At 72.9% G+C, this 16,140-nt stretch carries 16 protein-coding genes; 10 read left to right on the plus strand and 6 right to left on the minus strand.

What is annotated here, in order from left to right:
* Nucleotides 1–3: 3 nt before the first annotated feature.
* Both fxsT and ACFMQL_RS39380 read right to left on the minus strand, forming a co-directional pair.
* The gene (fxsT, locus tag ACFMQL_RS39375) at nucleotides 4–3,549 is read right to left on the minus strand and encodes an FxSxx-COOH system tetratricopeptide repeat protein (protein ID WP_378789868.1); all 3,546 of its coding nucleotides are present in this window, start codon (nucleotides 3,547–3,549) and stop codon (nucleotides 4–6) included.
* Between the two features lie 64 nt (nucleotides 3,550–3,613).
* A complete protein-coding gene (locus ACFMQL_RS39380; RefSeq protein WP_364068011.1) occupies nucleotides 3,614–3,796 on the minus strand; it encodes a hypothetical protein in 183 nt (60 codons plus the stop codon).
* Between the two features lie 104 nt (nucleotides 3,797–3,900).
* Here ACFMQL_RS39380 and ACFMQL_RS39385 point away from each other — a divergent pair, with 104 nt between their 5' ends.
* From ACFMQL_RS39385 to ACFMQL_RS39400, 4 genes are all read left to right on the plus strand, one after another.
* A complete protein-coding gene (locus ACFMQL_RS39385; RefSeq protein WP_364068012.1) occupies nucleotides 3,901–5,010 on the plus strand; it encodes an FxsB family cyclophane-forming radical SAM/SPASM peptide maturase in 1,110 nt (369 codons plus the stop codon).
* A complete protein-coding gene (locus ACFMQL_RS39390) occupies nucleotides 5,007–6,308 on the plus strand; it encodes an aKG-HExxH-type peptide beta-hydroxylase (RefSeq protein ID WP_378789870.1) in 1,302 nt (433 codons plus the stop codon). Before ACFMQL_RS39385 ends, ACFMQL_RS39390 begins: the two co-directional genes overlap by 4 nt.
* A gap of 92 nt (nucleotides 6,309–6,400) precedes the next feature.
* A complete protein-coding gene (locus ACFMQL_RS39395; RefSeq protein WP_364068014.1) occupies nucleotides 6,401–6,628 on the plus strand; it encodes a DUF2945 domain-containing protein in 228 nt (75 codons plus the stop codon).
* A gap of 4 nt (nucleotides 6,629–6,632) precedes the next feature.
* Nucleotides 6,633–6,971 (plus strand): DUF3140 domain-containing protein, encoded by a 339-nt coding sequence (locus ACFMQL_RS39400; protein ID WP_364068015.1) that lies wholly within the window; start codon nucleotides 6,633–6,635, stop codon nucleotides 6,969–6,971.
* A 9-nt stretch (nucleotides 6,972–6,980) separates the two neighbouring features.
* On the opposite strand, the gene ACFMQL_RS39405 is transcribed toward ACFMQL_RS39400, so the two are convergent.
* Both ACFMQL_RS39405 and ACFMQL_RS39410 read right to left on the minus strand, forming a co-directional pair.
* Nucleotides 6,981–7,814: an alpha/beta fold hydrolase gene (locus ACFMQL_RS39405; RefSeq protein ID WP_364068016.1), complete on the minus strand. Its 834-nt coding sequence runs from the start codon at nucleotides 7,812–7,814 to the stop codon at nucleotides 6,981–6,983.
* Nucleotides 7,815–7,986: 172 nt separating this feature from the next.
* Nucleotides 7,987–8,460, minus strand: a complete 474-nt coding sequence (locus ACFMQL_RS39410) for a MarR family transcriptional regulator (protein ID WP_364068017.1) — start codon at nucleotides 8,458–8,460, stop codon at nucleotides 7,987–7,989.
* Between the two features lie 188 nt (nucleotides 8,461–8,648).
* Here ACFMQL_RS39410 and ACFMQL_RS39415 point away from each other — a divergent pair, with 188 nt between their 5' ends.
* The 4 genes from ACFMQL_RS39415 to ACFMQL_RS39430 all read left to right on the plus strand — a co-directional run bounded on the left by ACFMQL_RS39415 (nucleotide 8,649) and on the right by ACFMQL_RS39430 (nucleotide 13,082).
* Nucleotides 8,649–9,710, plus strand: coding sequence for an LLM class flavin-dependent oxidoreductase (locus tag ACFMQL_RS39415; RefSeq protein ID WP_364068018.1), 1,062 nt, complete (start codon nucleotides 8,649–8,651; stop codon nucleotides 9,708–9,710).
* On the plus strand, nucleotides 9,707–10,324 hold the full coding sequence (locus ACFMQL_RS39420) for an NAD(P)H-dependent oxidoreductase (protein WP_364068019.1): 618 nt from the start codon (nucleotides 9,707–9,709) through the stop codon (nucleotides 10,322–10,324). Before ACFMQL_RS39415 ends, ACFMQL_RS39420 begins: the two co-directional genes overlap by 4 nt.
* A 91-nt stretch (nucleotides 10,325–10,415) precedes the next feature.
* A complete protein-coding gene (locus tag ACFMQL_RS39425; RefSeq protein ID WP_378789874.1) occupies nucleotides 10,416–11,591 on the plus strand; it encodes an MFS transporter in 1,176 nt (391 codons plus the stop codon).
* Between the two features lie 144 nt (nucleotides 11,592–11,735).
* Nucleotides 11,736–13,082, plus strand: a complete 1,347-nt coding sequence (locus tag ACFMQL_RS39430; RefSeq protein ID WP_364068021.1) for an MFS transporter — start codon at nucleotides 11,736–11,738, stop codon at nucleotides 13,080–13,082.
* A gap of 11 nt (nucleotides 13,083–13,093) precedes the next feature.
* Here the strand turns inward: ACFMQL_RS39430 and ACFMQL_RS39435 are convergent, their stop codons facing one another.
* The gene (locus tag ACFMQL_RS39435; RefSeq protein ID WP_378789876.1) at nucleotides 13,094–14,374 is read right to left on the minus strand and encodes an MFS transporter; all 1,281 of its coding nucleotides are present in this window, start codon (nucleotides 14,372–14,374) and stop codon (nucleotides 13,094–13,096) included.
* A 248-nt stretch (nucleotides 14,375–14,622) separates the two neighbouring features.
* Between ACFMQL_RS39435 and ACFMQL_RS39440 the strand changes: the two genes are divergently transcribed.
* Together ACFMQL_RS39440 and ACFMQL_RS39445 are read left to right on the plus strand one after the other, a co-directional pair.
* Nucleotides 14,623–15,078 carry a helix-turn-helix domain-containing protein gene (locus tag ACFMQL_RS39440; protein WP_364068023.1) on the plus strand — a complete coding sequence of 152 codons (456 nt, stop codon included), beginning with the start codon at nucleotides 14,623–14,625 and terminating at the stop codon, nucleotides 15,076–15,078.
* A 171-nt stretch (nucleotides 15,079–15,249) separates the two neighbouring features.
* Nucleotides 15,250–15,696, plus strand: a complete 447-nt coding sequence (locus ACFMQL_RS39445; RefSeq protein WP_378790264.1) for an ATP-binding protein — start codon at nucleotides 15,250–15,252, stop codon at nucleotides 15,694–15,696.
* On the opposite strand, the gene ACFMQL_RS39450 is transcribed toward ACFMQL_RS39445, so the two are convergent.
* Complete coding sequence (locus tag ACFMQL_RS39450; RefSeq protein WP_364068024.1) at nucleotides 15,697–16,104, minus strand: four-helix bundle copper-binding protein; 408 nt, start codon at nucleotides 16,102–16,104, stop codon at nucleotides 15,697–15,699.
* Nucleotides 16,105–16,140: the final 36 nt, after the last annotated feature.

A 16,140-nucleotide genomic window follows, 5' to 3' on the forward strand; every position in this document is an offset into this window, starting at 1 on the left:
ATCTTAGTTCCCGAGGATCTCGATCTCGGCGGCGTGACGGGGCACGTCCTCCGCCCCCGGATGGCCGACCACGCGGCGCCGGGTGTTGGTCAGGTTCTCCTGCACGGCGAGCGTGCGCGGGTGCCCGGGGCCGTAGATCCTGGCCAGGCGGTCCCACGCCCGTTCCTCCAGCACCAGGGCCTGCGCCGGGTCGTCCCGCACCAGCCGGTCCGCCAGCGTCACCGCGGCGGCCAGCGTGTACGGATGCCGGGTCCCCAGCCGCTTGTGCAGCGCCCGGTGGGCCTGCCCGGCCAGTTCCAGCGCCTCGGTCTCGGCTCCGGCCGCGGCCAGGTAGATGGCCAGGTTGACCCGGGCGGCGTGGGTGAAGGGGTGATCGGCCTGCATGGCGGCGAGCCCGGCGACCACCTGCCGCGCGTTGCCGGCCGCGGCGGCGTGCTCGCCCCGTGCGTGCAGGTCGGCGGCCAGGCCGGCCTGGCAGATCAGCGTGTAGAGGTGGGTCGCGCCGAGCAGGGAGCGCAGCTCGTCCAGCGTCTCCCGGTCGCGGGCCAGCGCTTCGAACGAGCGCCCGAGCATTCGTTCGGCCGCCGCGAGGCTGGCCTGCATCCGAAGCATGAGCATGGTGCGCGGCTGCCCTTTGGCGCTCAGGCCGGCGAGCCGATCGGCGGCCGCGCGGGTCAGCTCGTACGACTCGGCGTACCTGCCCAGGTCGCGCAGGAGCACGCCGGCCGTCTGCGCCGTCCGCAGCAGGCCTAGGTCGCTGTCACCGAACAGCGCGCGCCGCCGGTCCATGCGCTGCTTGGCCAGCTCGTACGCGCGGTGCGGCTGGCCGTTGAGCGAGGCGGACAGCGCCAGGCTGTTGAGCGCCTTGCTCGTCCACTCGTGGTCGGGCCCGAACACCCGGTTCATGCCCCCGTAGGCGACCGAGTCCCAGTGGTAGGCCTCCTCGAAGTCGCCCGCCGCCCGCAGGTCGGCCGCGTGGACCTGGGCAGCGATGTACTTGAGCGGGTGGTCGCGCCTGGCCAGGCTGAAGGCCTGCAGCGCTTGGTGGGACAGGGCCAGGGCGGTCTGGGGCCGGTCGAGCATGCGGTAGGTGTTGGCCAGCTCCATGCGCAGCCGGTTGACCAGCTCAGGCTTGGTCCCGGCGCCGGGGGCGGTCCAGCTCCGCAGCGCGCCGTCGCCGATGGCGACCGCCTGTTCCCATGCGCTGCGATCGCCTAGCAGGAACAGGTAGCGGACCTGCCCGATGATCCAGCGCTGCACCATCTCGTCCGCGCATTCGAGAGCGCCCGTGGGGAAGACGTGCTTGGCCAGCTCCAGATACATGGCGGCGTCCGGCCCCTCGGTGTCGGCGGGTGCGTGCCTGGCCAGCAGCGTGAGCACATGGTGGCGGCGCTCCTCGACCTGCCCGGCAGACATGCGGGCGCGGACCAGGGCCGCGGTCACACGGTGCACGCGCAGCCGGCCGCCCGGCCCCGGTTCCACCCTGGCCAGGGCGTGCACGTGCAGCAGCCGCAGCAGGGCGTCGACCATGAAGCCGTCGCCGTACTCGTGGACCAGCGAGACCGCGTAGTCACGTGAGGCGGTGGAGTGGGCTAGGCTCAGCGGGACACCGTCAGAGGAGACGAAGGTCAGCGCCTCCAGCAGCCAGGGGGCGCCCGTGCCGCCCGGCACGCCGTGCAGCAGGTCGAGCATCATCTCGACCAAAACGGCGTGCACGTCGTCGGGGCGGCCGCGTTCACGCAGCTCGCGCTTGATCCGCTCGTAGGTGAACAGGAACCGGTCGACGGTGATCGTGCGCAGGTCCTCGATCGTGCGGCGGGGCCGCTGCGCGCTACTCAGCTGCCGTGCCAGCCACGCCCTGGCCATGGTGACGGCCAGCGGCAGGCGCTCGACGGCCTCGGCCACCCTTGCCGCGCCGTCCTCGCTGAGCAGCTCGTCGCCCGAGGTCAGCAGCTCGACGGCGTCCGCGGTGGACAGGCCGCCGACCTCGACGCGGGTGAAACCGTCCGGCCAGCCATCCGCGCGCGAGGTCACGACGACATGGCCGTACGGACCTTGCGGGATGAGATCAAGGATCTCCTCGGGGTGGTCGGCCTCGTCGAAGATCAGCAGCCAGCGGCCCGCATGGGGAGTGGCCAGGTGCTCTCGCAGCGTGGTCACCGCGTCCTCGCGCGGCGGCAGGCCCAGCTCCTGGCCCAGCCGGCGCAGGCCCTCGCGGGCGGTGTAGGTGTCCTCGGCGTGCACCCAGTGCACGACGTCGTACGCGCTGCGGAAGCGGTGGGCGTATTCGGCGGCCAGGGCGCTCTTGCCGCGGCCTGCCGCGCCCTGGAGCACGCAGCGGCCGGTGCGGTCCCACCGGGGCCCGAGCGCGGCGCGCAGGCTCGCCAGCAGCTTGCGTCGGCCGACGAACTCGTCGTTGCGCTGCGGCAGGTTCGACAGGTCGGGCGGCCGGCCGGGGAAGCGGGCCGTGCCCGCGCCCTCGCCGCCGGCCACGAACGCGCCCCCGACGCCGAGCGTGGCCTGCAGCGCGTCGGCGGCCTCCGCCTCGTCCAGGCCGCGCAGGTCCAGCTCCATCTCGCCTGCCTGGGGCTCGCCCGCGCTCTTGCCGTCCACCAGCACGCGGATGAGCCCTCGGCCGGGAATCGGGGCGGGCCGATCGTGGCGGCGCCGCCAGTCGAAGCCGGTAGGCTCGCCGGCCGGGCCCACGAACATCACGGCCGTGTGCGTGTCGCCGGCCAGCAGGTCGACCGGGGTGCGCTCAAGGTAGTCGTCCTTACCGACGATGTCGGTGGGGACGCCCCACAGACCGACCTGGGCGCCGATCCACTCTCCCCACACGTCGTAGCCGGGCGCGGAAACGACCGAAACCTGGCGCAGCGTCGTCACCGCGCCACCGCTGAGCAGCTCCACCAGGCGCTCGTAGGCGGCGCGCTGGGTGCCGCCGGAGCCGGGCGGCTCGCTGATGACGGCCAGGTCATCGGAGAAGTAGGCGGCGCTGTCGTAGGGCACCTCGACGGCGATGTCCGTGCCGAAGGCCCCGGTGGCCCGGCGGCGGGCGTCTTGCAGCAGGTCGTCACCGTCGGGGGAGACCATGGTGGGCAGGGGCGTGACGGGGGTGCCCGCCCGCTGTATCCGGCGAGCCGCCGTCGCGGCCTCGTCTATCCCGTACGGGCTGAGCCAGAAGCAGATCACCACGTGGTCGCAGGAACGGATGAGCGGCGACGGCTCCAGGCCCGGCCGCAGGTTGACCAGGACGTAGTCGTAGGGGGCGGAGGCGTCGATCTCCCCGGCGGACGGCACCGCGTGCCACACGGACCGGCCGGGCAGTTCGGTGGCGATCTCCAGGGCGGACCAGTCACCTGGCCCCACCGTCCGCGGTTCGGCCGGGCGCTCGGGGAGGAAACGGCTCAAATGGTGCCACAAAGCGGGTGCCTGTGGCTCCTCGTCGAGGACGAGAACACGTTTTCCCGCCTCGGCGAGAAGAAGCGCGCAGTTGCACAGCGCCATGGTGCGGCCGAGACCGGCCCGGGTCGAGAAAAAACCGATCACGCGAGCATTCGTCATCGTCTCCACCGCCGCTGCTTCGCACTATGCCGAGACCGGGCCCACCGACCTAATCCTTGCCCGTGCCGGGCAGGCACGTGTCGTGGCCGAGGAAATAAGTCTCCGACGGATCGCCCGCGTCCGCCAGCAACCGCCGTACGGCGCGGCTCAGCGCACTGTCGGGCAGCCGGGCGACCACGTCGAGGTCGAGTTCCGGCAGATCCGGCAGCTCCGAACGGAAAATCTCCTCCACCTGTCCCCCAGGGCCGAAATCGTAGGCAATTTCCGGTTAACGCGATATTATCCGGTGAGCGTTTCCCCGAGAATTGGATGGCAGTGCATTTATTTCCCGCAGCCATGCCGGAGAGTTTTCGCACATTCGTTCTCAAAGTTCACAGCCGTTGTGATCTGGCCTGCGATCATTGCTACGTTTACGAATCCGCCGACCAGAGCTGGCGCCACCGTCCCCGCATGATGAGCGCCGCGATCGCGTCGGCGACGGCCGCCCGCATCGAGGAGCACGCGGCGACACACGGCCTGCGCTCGGTCAACGTCGTTCTGCACGGCGGCGAGCCGCTGCTGTGCGGCCCCGCCCACCTGCGTACCCTGCTCGCCGTCTTCTCCGGGATGTCCGTACGCGCCAACCTGACCGTCCAGACCAACGGGCTACGGCTCGGCCCTGCCGTCCTCGACCTCTTCGACGAGTTCGCCGTCCGAGTCGGCGTCAGCATGGACGGCGGGCGCGCCGCCCACGATCGGCACCGCAAGACCCGTACAGGGCGGGGCAGCTACGACCGGGTCAGGGCGGGCGTGGAGGCGCTGGCCGCCCGTGAGGGCCGCTTCGCCGGGCTGCTGTGCACGATCGACCTGCGCAACGACCCCGTGGAGGTATACGAGGAACTGATCGCGCTCAAACCGCCGGCCATCGACTTCCTGCTGCCCCACGGCAACTGGTCGCAGCCGCCTCCTGGGCGCGTGCCCGGGGGCGGCACCCCGTACGGGGACTGGCTGGTCGCCGTCTTCGACCGGTGGTACGGCGCATCGCCCCCGGAGACCTCGGTCCGCATCCTGGAGGCGATCCTCACGCTGTACCTGGGCGGCCGGTCAGGCACCGAGGGCGTCGGGCCGGAGCCGGCGGCCGTCGTGGTGGTGGAGAGCGACGGCTCAATCGAGCAGAGCGACGCGCTCAAGTCCGCCTATCACGGCGCGGCCCGTACCGGGCTGCACGTGGCCACCGATCCGTTCGACGCGGTTTTCGGCCTGCCCGGCGCGGCGGTGCACCGACCGCCGCCGGCTGCCTGCCTGTCCTGCCCGCACGTGCGGGTGTGCGGCGGCGGGCACGTCGCGCACCGCTACCGCGACGGCGCCGGCTTCGACCGGCCCAGTGTCTACTGCCCCGACCTCTACCGGCTGATCGGGCACATCGGCTCGGTTTTGTCCGGCGACCTGGCCCGGCTGTGCGGATGATCCGCGAGTTTGTGCTGCCTCCCGCGGCGCTCGACGAGCTGGCACACGGCGGCGCTTGGCCCGGCGCGCCCGCCGCGATGGAGCGAGGCAAGAACACGCTGCTCCTGCATGCCGTGGCCACCCGCAGCCGCGAGCTCGGACATCCGGGGGCACAGGCGGCGGCCGACGGGTACCGGCTGCTCACGCACGTCCATCGGGCCGCCCCCGCGGCGGCGGCGCAGACGCTGGGTTATCCGCTGCTCGGCACGTGGGCCTCAGCCACGGTGGCGGCCCTGGAGCGCGGGGCCGACGACGCGGCGCCACACCGGCTCGCCGCCGTGGCCGCCGCCGCCGTCCTGCTCGCCCGGCTGCCCCTGACCGTCCGCTTCCACACGGATGCGGGCGCGGCGGAGCTGCCCGGCCTCGGGCGGCTGGTGCTGCCGGGTATCGCGGCCGGCGAGCCGGTCGCGCTGGTCGCGGACGGCTCCGGCGCCGCCCGCCTGGACGTGGCCGGCGAGCGCTTCCCGCTGCCCCGCGTGCTCCGCGCGGATGCCGAGGCAGGCGGCGCCCACGGAGAGAGGGCTCGATGGGAGGGCGTGCGGGATGCCGGGTTCCTGCTCGACGACGTGGACCCGTGGCGCTTCCCCGGGCCGATCCCGCCGCTGGAGCGGCTGGCCGGTCCGGAGGCGGCGGCCTGGGGCACGCGGCTGCGGCGGGCGATGCGGCTGCTCAACGCCCGTCACCCGGGCGTCGCGCGAGCCTTGCGGGAGGTCACCAAGGTCGTCGTGCCGATCTCGCCTCCGGAGGCGGGCACGCGCAGCGCGACGGCCAGGACGGCGTACGGCAGCGTCGCCATGTCGCGGCCGCACGACACCAGGTCCGCCGCGCTCACGCTGGCCCACGAGGTTCAGCACGCCAAGCTGACCATGCTGATGGACCTGTTCGACCTGGTACGCCCGGGCGTGCGTGACCACTACTACGCGCCGTGGCGCGACGATCCACGCCCGGCGGCGGCGCTGCTGCAGGGCGCGTACGCGCACATGGGGGTGGCCGGGTTCTGGCGGGCCGAGCGCCACGTGGCGGCAGACCCCGAGGTGGCGCACAGCGAGTTCGCGCGCTGGCGGGACGCCGCGTACGAGGTGTGCCTGACTCTGCTCGCCGGCGGCGCGCTCACACCGCTCGGCCGCCGCTTCGTCAGGGGCATGCTCGAGACGCTGGCGGCCTGGCGGGCCGAGCGCGTCCCCGCCGAGGCCTCGGCGCGGGCCCGCCGCGCTGCCGCCCGGCACCGGCTTCAGTGGGTCGCCCGCCACAGAAGCTGAGCCCCGGCCTTGACCTCGGCTTGGGGGTATCCGTGCCCTATCCGTGCCCGCCGCCGACGACGCCGCAAGGCTGCGCGGGTAGGGCGCAGATCATGACGAAGAAGCGGAAGCAGGTGCCGTCCGTGGGTGACGAGGTCACCTGGAAGAGTCACGGCTCCACCGCCCATGGCAAGGTCGAGAAGAAGGTCACCAGCCGGCAGGAGGAGGCCGGCCGCACGGTCGCGGCCTCGCCGGAGGAGCCCCAGTACGTCGTGCGCAGCGAGAAGAGCGGCAAGAAGGCCGTGCACAAGCCGTCGGCGCTGCACGAGGACGAGGGGTGAGCCGATGGTCGCGGTGAGCGAGGACCGCGCGGCGATCGCGAAGGAGTTCGGCGAGGCGGTGAACATGACCGCCGGGGAGCTGGAGGAGTGGCTGGAGACCGACGAGTCCAAGGCGGTCGGCCAGAAGGACGGCGGCGGCGAGTCCACCGGCCACGAGTCGGGGCGCAGGATCGTACGGCTTCTGCGGGCCAAGAAGTCGGAACTGACCGACGACGACTACGCCCACATGCGCAAGGTGCTCGGCTACATTCACCGGCACCTCGCGCAGCGGCCCTCAGGGGACGTCAGGAACACCAAGTGGCGCTACTCGCTGATGAACTGGGGTCACGACCCGCTCAAGTGAGCGCGGCTGTCAGCGTTCGAGGAAGTCCAGCAGGAGTGCGGCCGTACCCGGCGGGTCCTCCAGGATCGGGGTGTGCCCGATCCCGGGCAGCAGCTCGACCCTGGCCCCGGGCACGGCGCGATAATCGGCGGCGGACGACGAGCGCCACCTGCGGTCGTCCGCGCCGAACACCACCAGCAGCGGCTTGCCGAGCCCGGCCAGCCGGTCGGGGAGCGCCCGCCGCCGCAGGTACTCGGTGGTCTCCCGCATCGTCGTGGTGAGCGAGTGGAAGGTCATGAGGCGCACCTCGTCCAGGAGCACCTGGGGGACCTCGAAGCCGGGACGGCTGAAGCCGGTGCCGCCGAACCTGCGGATCTGCTCGTCGTCCGGCGGCCAGCGGTCCGGTGAGAGCGGCAGCGGCTCCTGCGGGATGAACGCCTCCAGGCTCGGCCCGGTGTTGATGAGCACGAGCGCGTCCACCAGGCCGGACCGCTGCTCGGCGAGCGCGGTCGCCACCACGCCGCCGCTGGAGTGCCCGGCCACGGTGGCGCGTTCGATCCCGAGCCGGTCCAGCGCCTCTCCGGCGCGGCGCGCCTGGTCCTCCGTCGCGTAGCTCCGGTCGTCCGGCTTGCCCGACCTGCCGTGTCCGAGCAGGTCGATCCGTATGACGTGGTACGTCTCCGCGAGCGGCGGGACGAGCGCGTCCCACGAGCGCAGCGAGCTTGCGGAGCCGTGGATGAGCAGGAGCGCGGGGGCGTCGCGCGGGCCGTCCTGGCGGACATGGAGGTCTCCGTCGTCCAGGCGCAGGGTGCGGCTCTCGGTGGGGCCGCCCAGCACGCGCGGCCCGTCTTCGTGAACGGTCATGCCCGCCACTGTGCCGGGCGGCGGGTGCGGCGTATTGCAGAAATGTTCCCAGGCCGGGCTCGCGGCGCCTGCGACGGGCCGGGCCCTGGCGCGCCGGTCCCGCACGTCAGGCCGGGCCCTGGCGCGCCGGTCCCGCACGACAGGCCGGGCACCATGGGCGGGGCCGGCGCCGTCAGGAGGGGTGTTCGAGTGACGCCTTGTCGTCGTCCGTGGGGGCGAGCCTGGCCCAGATCTCGGCGAGGCTGCGCAGGTGGTCGTCATCGAGCCGGTCGAAGAAGAGCCTGCGCAGGTCCTCGTGCTGGCGGCGCCACGCCTTGCGCAGCAGCGCCCGGCCCTCTTTGGTGAGGTAGACCTCGAAGCCGCGCCCGTCGTCGGCCGACCGCCGCCGTTCGATGAGCCCCCGGCGCTCCAGCCGGTCGGCCAGCCGGGTGAACCCGCCGCTGGACATCAGCCGCCGCTGCGCCAGCTCCGACATGCGCATGCCCTTGCGGCCCGCCTCCCCCAGCAGCGCCATCACGCTGTATTCGGCCATGCTCACGCCGAGCGGCGCGAGCCCGGCCTCGATCTCCCGCCAGATGCGGTCATGGGTGACCAGGAACCCCCGCCAGGCCGCGTCCTCGAGCTCGTCCAGCCTTTCCGTCGCCATGGGCAGCACCGTATCGGCCCGCGTACGGGTGCGCCAGCCGCGCGTATCTGCCTGCACAGCAAAGCTTACGAAGCACCGTTCAGCACCATCCCGCCTTGTACCAGCGAAACCTCGCGGAATAATTGCCTGCGCAAGCAGATTAATGCAGATGTCCGGAGAGTACCGGGCGCATGTGGAGAGGAGACGACATGCCGTTCGAGATCGGCATCATGACGTTCGGCGAGCTGACGGAGGACCCCCTGACGGGGCACCATCCCTCCCCCAGGCAGCGCGTCCGCGAGACGATCGAGCAGGCGCAGGTCGCCGACCAGGTGGGCCTGGACGTCTTCGGCGTCGGCGAGCATCACAGGTCCGACTTCGTCGGCTCGGCGCCGTCCATCCTGCTGGCCGCCGCCGCCGAGCGCACCGAGCGGATCAGGCTCACCAGCTCGGTCACCGTGCTCAGCTCGGAGGACCCGGTACGCGTGTGGGAGCAGTTCGCCACCATCGACCTGCTGTCCAAGGGACGGGCCGAGATCATCGCCGGGCGCGGCTCGTACACCGAGTCCTTCCCGCTGTTCGGCTACGACCTAGAGGACTACGCGGACCTGTTCCGCGAGAAGCTGGACCTGCTGCTCGCCATCCGCGGGCGCAACCCCCTGACCTGGCGGGGCCGCTTCCGCCCGCCGCTGGTCGATGCGGACATCGCGCCGCGCGCCGACGGCGAGACGATCCCGATCTGGGTGGGCGTCGGCGGCTCGCCCGCCTCGGCGATCAGCACCGGCAGGCTGGGCCTGCCGATGGCGCTGGCGCTGCTGCTCGGGCCGATGACCCTGCACCAGGAGACGGTCAGGCTGTACCGGGCCGCCGCCGCGCAGGCCGGGCACGACGCGTCGGCGCTGCGCGTCAGCATCAACGCCCACGGGTACGTCGGGCGCACCAGCCGGGACGCCCGCGACACCATGTACCCCTACTTCGCCAAGGGCATGATGGACAACAACCACCAGCGCGGCGCCGGCTACCCGCTGTCCAGGCCGGTGTTCGACGCGCAGGCCACGCCCGCCGCCGGGCTGCTGGTCGGCAGCCCCCAGGAGGTCGCCGGCAAGCTGCTCGCCTACCACGAGCTGTACGGCGTGACGCGGGCCATCATCCAGATGGGCTTCGGCGGCATGCCGCAGAAGGAGCACCTGGCGGCCATCGAACGTCTCGGCACCGAGGTGGCGCCCATCGTGCGCGACGAGGTGGCGCGGCGCGAGAGGAGCGCGGCGTGACGGGCGCGACCTTGCGGGTCGTCGTCGTGAACGGCAGCCCGAGCGAGCCGTCCAAGACGATGGGACTCGTGGACGTCATCCTCGGCACGCTGGGGCGCATGACGCCGATCGAGGTGTCCCGCGTGCACGTCTACCGGCTCGGCCCCGGCTTCACCGGGGCGATCGAGCGTGACGACGTCCCGCCGGAGGTGGAGGCCGCGCTGCGGCTGGCCGAGGGCGCCGATCTGCTGGTGGCCGCGGCGCCGGTGTTCAGGGGCTCGTACCCGGGCATGTTCAAGCACTTCTTCGACCTCGTGGAGCAGTACGCGCTGGCGAACAAACCCGTGCTGCTGGCCGCGACGGGCGGGGGCGAGCACCACGCGCTCGTGCTGGAACACGCGATGCGGCCGCTGTTCGGCTTCTTCCAGGCGCTGACCGTGCCGGTGGCGGTCTTCGCCTCGTCCGGCGACTTCGACGGCACGACCCTGCTCAACCCGCGCGTCCACGGACGTATCGAGGTCGGTCTCCGGGACGTGGCGGACCTGCTGCGCTCCCGCGCGACGGGCCCCGCCGCGGCAGCGACCGGCCCCGCGCCGACGCCGGCGGGCCCGGTGTCGGCACCGGCGGCGACCTGACCGTTTCAGCACACCCCGCCCGAATTATCGTGAGAGATCACCCATAGCATGCAGGGGTACATCGGCCGCCCCGAGCCCGGAGACCCCCTGCATGGACCTCGCCACCCGCCGGCGCCGGCAGGCACTGTTCCTGCTCTTCTTCCTTCCGGGCATCGCCCTGTCGTCGTGGGTGACCCGCACCCCCGACATCCGTGACCGGCTGGAGGCGTCCACCGGTGAGATGGGCTGGATCCTGTTCGGCCTGTCGCTCGGCTCGATGGCCGGCATCCTCTGCTCGGGGCGGCTCACCTCCCGCTTCGGCACCCGGCCGGTCATCGCGGGCGGCACCGCCGTACTCGTCGCGAGCCTGGCCGTGCTGAGCACCGGCACCCTGCTGTCGTCGGTGCCGCTGGTGGTGGCAGGGCTGTTCGGGTTCGGGGCGGGGGTGGGCGCCGGCGACGTGGCGGTCAACGTGGACGCCACCGACGTCGAGCGCGTCACCGGCAAGACCACGATGCCCACCCTGCACGGATGCTTCAGCCTGGGCACGGTGGCCGGCGCCGGGATCGGCATCGCGGCCACCGCCGCCCGGCTTCCCGCGCACTGGCACCTGGCCGCCGTCACCGCGTTCTCGCTCGCGCTCTTCCTGTACGCCATCCGCGCCATCCCCGCGGGCACCGGCAGGCTGGAGGAGGCCGGTCGGGCCGGCGGGCGGGCTGCGCAGATCTGGAAGGAGCCTCGGCTGCTCATGATCGGCGCGATCGTGCTGGCGATGGCGCTGGCGGAGGGCGCGGCCAACGACTGGCTGCCGCTGCTCATGGTGGACGGGCACGGCGTGGACGCCGCCTCCGGGTCTCTGGTCTACACGGCGTTCGCCGCCGCGATGACGCTCGGCCGGTTCGGCGGCACGTACGCACTCGACCGGTTCGGCCGCACGCTCGTCGTCCGCGCCAGCGCCGTCTCGGGTGCGATCGGCCTGCTCCTGGTGATCTTCTCCGACAGCGCGGTCCTTGCCGGGGCCGCCGTGCTCTTCTGGGGTCTGGGCGCGTCGCTCGGCTTCCCCGTCGCGCTGTCGGCCGCGGGCGAGACCGGGCCGGACGAGACCGCCCGCGTCAGCCTCGTCGCCACCATCGGGTACGTGGCCTTCCTCGTCGGACCGCCCGGTCTCGGCTTTCTCGGCGATCATTGGGGGCTGCGGCCGGCGATGCTGGTGGTGCTCGCCTTCGTCGCCTGCGCCGCGTTCCTCGCCTCCGCCGTGGACACCCGCCGCGCCGCCGCTTCGACCTGACCCGGCGGGGCCGGCTGTGCGCGGCGGGCGTTCTGAGAAGCGAACGCGCAGGTTGGGGCGGTCATCCATGGAATGGGCGCCTACTACAGGCTGTAGAGTTACCGCCGTGAGACAGCGGTGGCGCACCCGCAGGGAGGGGACACGATGCGGCGCCCGGCGCAGCTGATCATCTCGGCCACGGTCTTCGTCGATCTGCTCGGCTTCACCCTGATCCTGCCCGCGCTGCCGTTCTACGCCACCGAGCTGGGCGCGACCGGGCTGTGGTTCGGGGCGTTGATGAGCGCGTACTCCGTGGCACAGCTCGTCGCCGCGCCGCTGCTCGGCCGGCTGTCCGACCGGTACGGGCGGCGCCCGCTCGTCCTGCTCGCGCTGGCGGGCACCGCCGTGTCCATGGCGCTGACCGGGCTGTCCGCTTCTCTGCCCGCGCTGCTGGCCTGCCGCGTCGTGGCGGGGGCGAGCGGCGGGAGCATCTCCGTGGCGCAGGCGTACCTGGCCGACGTGGTGCCCGAGGAGCGGCGTACGGGGGCGATGGCGCAGATGGGGGCGTCCATCGGGATGGCCTTCGTGCTGGGTCCCGCGCTCGGCGGGCTGCTGGCGCCGCTGGGGTTCGCGGCATGCGCGTACGCGGCGGCGGCCCTGGCCGCGCTCAACTTCATCGCCGCCCTGATCTGGCTGCCCGAACCGTCTCGCACCCGGACCGCCGCGATCGGCACGCCCGGCCAGCCGCCGGCCCACGCCCTCGCCACGCCCGATCACCCGGCCGCGCCTGAAGCCGGCACGCCCGGATCTTCGGGCGCTCACGAGCCCGGAGCATCCGGTCAGCCGGTCGCACCCGAGACGGTCCACGCCGGCGCCGGGGCCGGGGCGGTCCCGAGGCCGGCCGGTGCGGCGCCTGCCGTAACAGCGCAGAGCAGTGGCCGGGCGCCGGTGGCGTTGCTTGCGGCCACCGGGTTTCTGGCGATGGCCGCGTTCGTGGGCATGGAGACCACGCTCGCGTTCCTCGGCCGCGACCGCTACGGCTGGGACGCCACCTCGATCGGCCTGGCGCTGGCGGCGGCGGGTGTGGCGATGGCCGCCGCGCAGGCCGGGCTCGTGCCGTGGCTGGCCCGCCGCTGGGGCGACTCCCGGGTCGCGGCGGCCGGCGCGGTCACGATGACCGTGTGCATGGTCGCGGTGGCCGTCTCCGGCACCTGGTGGCAGGGCCTCGCCGCCGTCTGCCTGCTGGCCGCCGGGCACGGCCTGCTCACCCCGACCGTCTCCAGCCTGCTGGCCGCCTGCGGCCCCTCGGAACGCCGGGGCGCCCGCCTGGGCACCGGCCAGTCCGCCGCCGCGGCGGCCAGGGTCGTCGGCCCGGCGCTCGCGGGCCTGCTGTTCGACGCGGGGACGGCGCTGCCGTACCTGGCGGGTGCGGTCGCCGCCGCGCTGGCGGCCGTAGCCGTACTGGCGGTTCCCGCGCCAGGGCCTGCCGCAGCACCCGAGAGCAGCGTCTGAGCGCCGGCGCCTCATCCTCGGCCGTCGCATCCCGCCGGAGATGTCAGCGAGCAGCGTTCGGCGGACCGCGATCCGGGGTTCGCGCGATCGCCGGGCAGGCTGCGGCCGATCGCCCACACGGCCAGCGCGCAGGCGGCGAAACCGGCGCCGAGGAGGCTGGAGCCCGTCCAGCCGAACGCGGCGAAGGCGGCGGTGGTCGTGGCCGCGCCGAGCGCGGAGCCCAGCGAGTAGAAGATCATGTAGCTGCCGACGACGCCGCTGGTGCGATCGGGGTGGGCGGCGGTGAGCAGGTGCTGGTTGCTCACGTGTACGACCTGGACGGCGAAGTCGAGCAGCACGATCCCGGCGACGAGCAGCCACAGCGACCACGGGAGCTGCGCGATGGCCGCCCACGAGCAGATGAGCAGGGCGAGCGCGAGACCGGTCGCGGGGGCGGCGCGTCCGGCGTCCGCCCACCGTCCCGCGCGGGCGGCCCCGAGCGCACCGGCGAGTCCCGCGACGCCGAACAGCCCGATCTGGCTCTCGGTCAGCCCCCACGGTGCGCCCGCCAGCGGCAGAGAGAGCCCGCTCCACAGCGTTCCGAACGACGCGAAAAGGAAGAACGCGATGAGCCCGCGCGTCAGAAAGAGCCGCTGCCCGAACGGCCTTCGCCCCGAGGCGTCCACCCTCCGGGGACGGCGCTTCCTTCCCGGCAGGAGTGCAAGCACCGGAGCCGCGAGCCCAGAAGCCTCCCCGCGCAGGCGACGTTCCTCACTCGGCAGGAGCGCGAGCACGAGTGCCGCGAAGCCGTACGAGAGCAGCGCGAGCACGGCGTAGACGCTTCGCCACCCCCACACATCGGCCAACGCGCCGGCGACGACCCGCGCACCCAGGATGCCCACCACGACGCCCGAGGTGACGACGCCGATGCTGCGTCCGCGTTCCGCCGGTGATGAGATCGAGGCGGCGTACGCCACCGTCGTCTGCACCACGACCGCGAACACCCCGGCCACCGCGAGCCCGGCGAACGCCGCCCACCCTGCCGGCGCCAAGGCCGTCAGGGTCGTGCCCGCGCCGGTGAGCGCCAGGTGTGCGGCGATGAGCCGGCGTCTGTCGAGCACGTCGCCGAGCGGCACGAGCAGCGCCAGCCCGGCGAGGTAGCCGAGCTGGCCGGTCGCGACCAGCCACCCGGTGCGATCCGCGGGCACGCCGAGCTCACGCCCCATCGGCTCCAGGACCGGCTGGGCGGCGTAGACGCTCGCCACCGCGACGCCGCACACCACCGCGAGCAGCGCCCGCCGCCAGGCGTTCATCGGGAACCACAGCCAATCGATCGGCCCCCATCGCCCATCGATCGAGTGCCACCACCCATCGATCGAGTGCCGCCGCCGATCGATCGCGCCCCGCCACCCGTCGATCGAGTGCCGCCGCTGATCGATCGAGTCATCGATCGCGCCCCGTCTCGCATGCCGCGCTCCCATCCCTCGTTGGTTGCAATACGAAACCAATCACGACCGTAGGGCATAATGGTTTCAATCTGCAACCGACTGGAGGTGTGCTGGTGACGACCGCGGAGCGCGTACCCGAGCTCGACTGGACCGACCCCCACTGCCCGGTCGCCCGTGCGCTCGACCTGGTCGGCGACCGGTGGAGCCTGCTCGTCATCAGGGACGCGATGGACGGCGCGCGGTCGTTCACCGAGTTCCAGCGGCGGACGGGCATCGCCCGCAACATCCTCACCGACCGCCTGCGCAGGCTGACCGCTCACGGGCTGCTCGCCCGGCGGGCCGCGCCGTCGGGCCGCCGCCAGGAGTACGTGCTCACCGACGCGGGACGCGACCTCTTCCCCGTCATCGTCACCCTGCGCCAGTGGGGCGAGCGGCACGCCTTCGAGCCGGGCGAGCCCCATTCGATCCTGGTGGACAAGGACGGCGTCCCGGTGCCCGAGGTCACGCCGGTGGGCGCCGACGGCGGCGTTCTGGACTCCGGCACCACCCGCGTACGGAAGGTCGAATAGCGGCGCGCCCTGTCCGCCGGCTCAGGATCGGGCCGCTCACCGGAGACCTTTCCGTGAATGTCCGGACGAGTGCCGTACGACGGCGCTTAGGATTTCGGGCAACGGGATGAGCACACGACGAGCGACGCGCTCGTCGCAGAAGCGGCCGATGGGATGGATCAGGCGGTGACCATGGGCGAGTCCTACGGCCTGCGCGTACCGATCGACGACGATCTCGCCCTCCTCCGCGCTTCAGTGGGCGCGTTCGCCTCAGGGGCCGGCCTGAGCAGGCGACGTACGGAGGCGCTCGTCCTGGCGGTCAGCGAGGCGGCGAGCAACGTGCTCGAACACGCCCAGGCGGCGGGCACGGTGAGCGCCCGCAGCGACCCCGACGGCATCACCGTGCACGTCGAGGACGAGCGCGGCGCATTGACCCACGAGCACCTCCGGGGCACCCCGCCCTGGCCACCGCGCCGCGGCCTGGGCCTCTTCGTCATCCAGCGCGTCTGCGATCGCGTGGCGCTCGACCATCCCGGCGGCCGGTCGCGCCTCGAATTGTTCATGAGGTTCAGACCCGACGACCCCGACCAGCCCGACGACCCCGACCGGCCCGACGGCGCCGGCCCCCACGGCTTTTGATCAGCCCAGTGCGGCCATCAGCTCGCGGCACGCCTGCTCGCAGTCGCGGCAGGCCTGAGCGCACGTGACGCAGTGCGGGTGGTGGGTGTGCTGCGCGCACTCGTCCCCGCACGTCTTGCACGCCAGCGCGCATGCCTCCAGCACTGCCCTGGTGAGGTTCGCGTCGTAGCCCGTGTGCCGCGACAGCACCCGTGCCGTCGCCTCGCACAGGTCGGCGCAGTCGAGGTCGCCCCGTACGCACTTGGCCAGCTCCGTGACCTCGGGCTCGCTCAGGCAGGCGTCGGCGCACGCCGTACACGCCTGGGCGCAGCTCATGCACTGCTCGATGCATCTGATGAGGCGGTCCTGGTCCACCTGGCCGAGGTCCTGTGGGTACGCGGAGAGCATCTCCGCCACCTGTGACGTCATTGTCGCCTCCCGTTGCAGAACCCTTCAGCTACCCAG

The organism is Nonomuraea fastidiosa (assembly GCF_042751225.1).
Lineage (GTDB): Bacteria > Actinomycetota > Actinomycetes > Streptosporangiales > Streptosporangiaceae > Nonomuraea > Nonomuraea fastidiosa.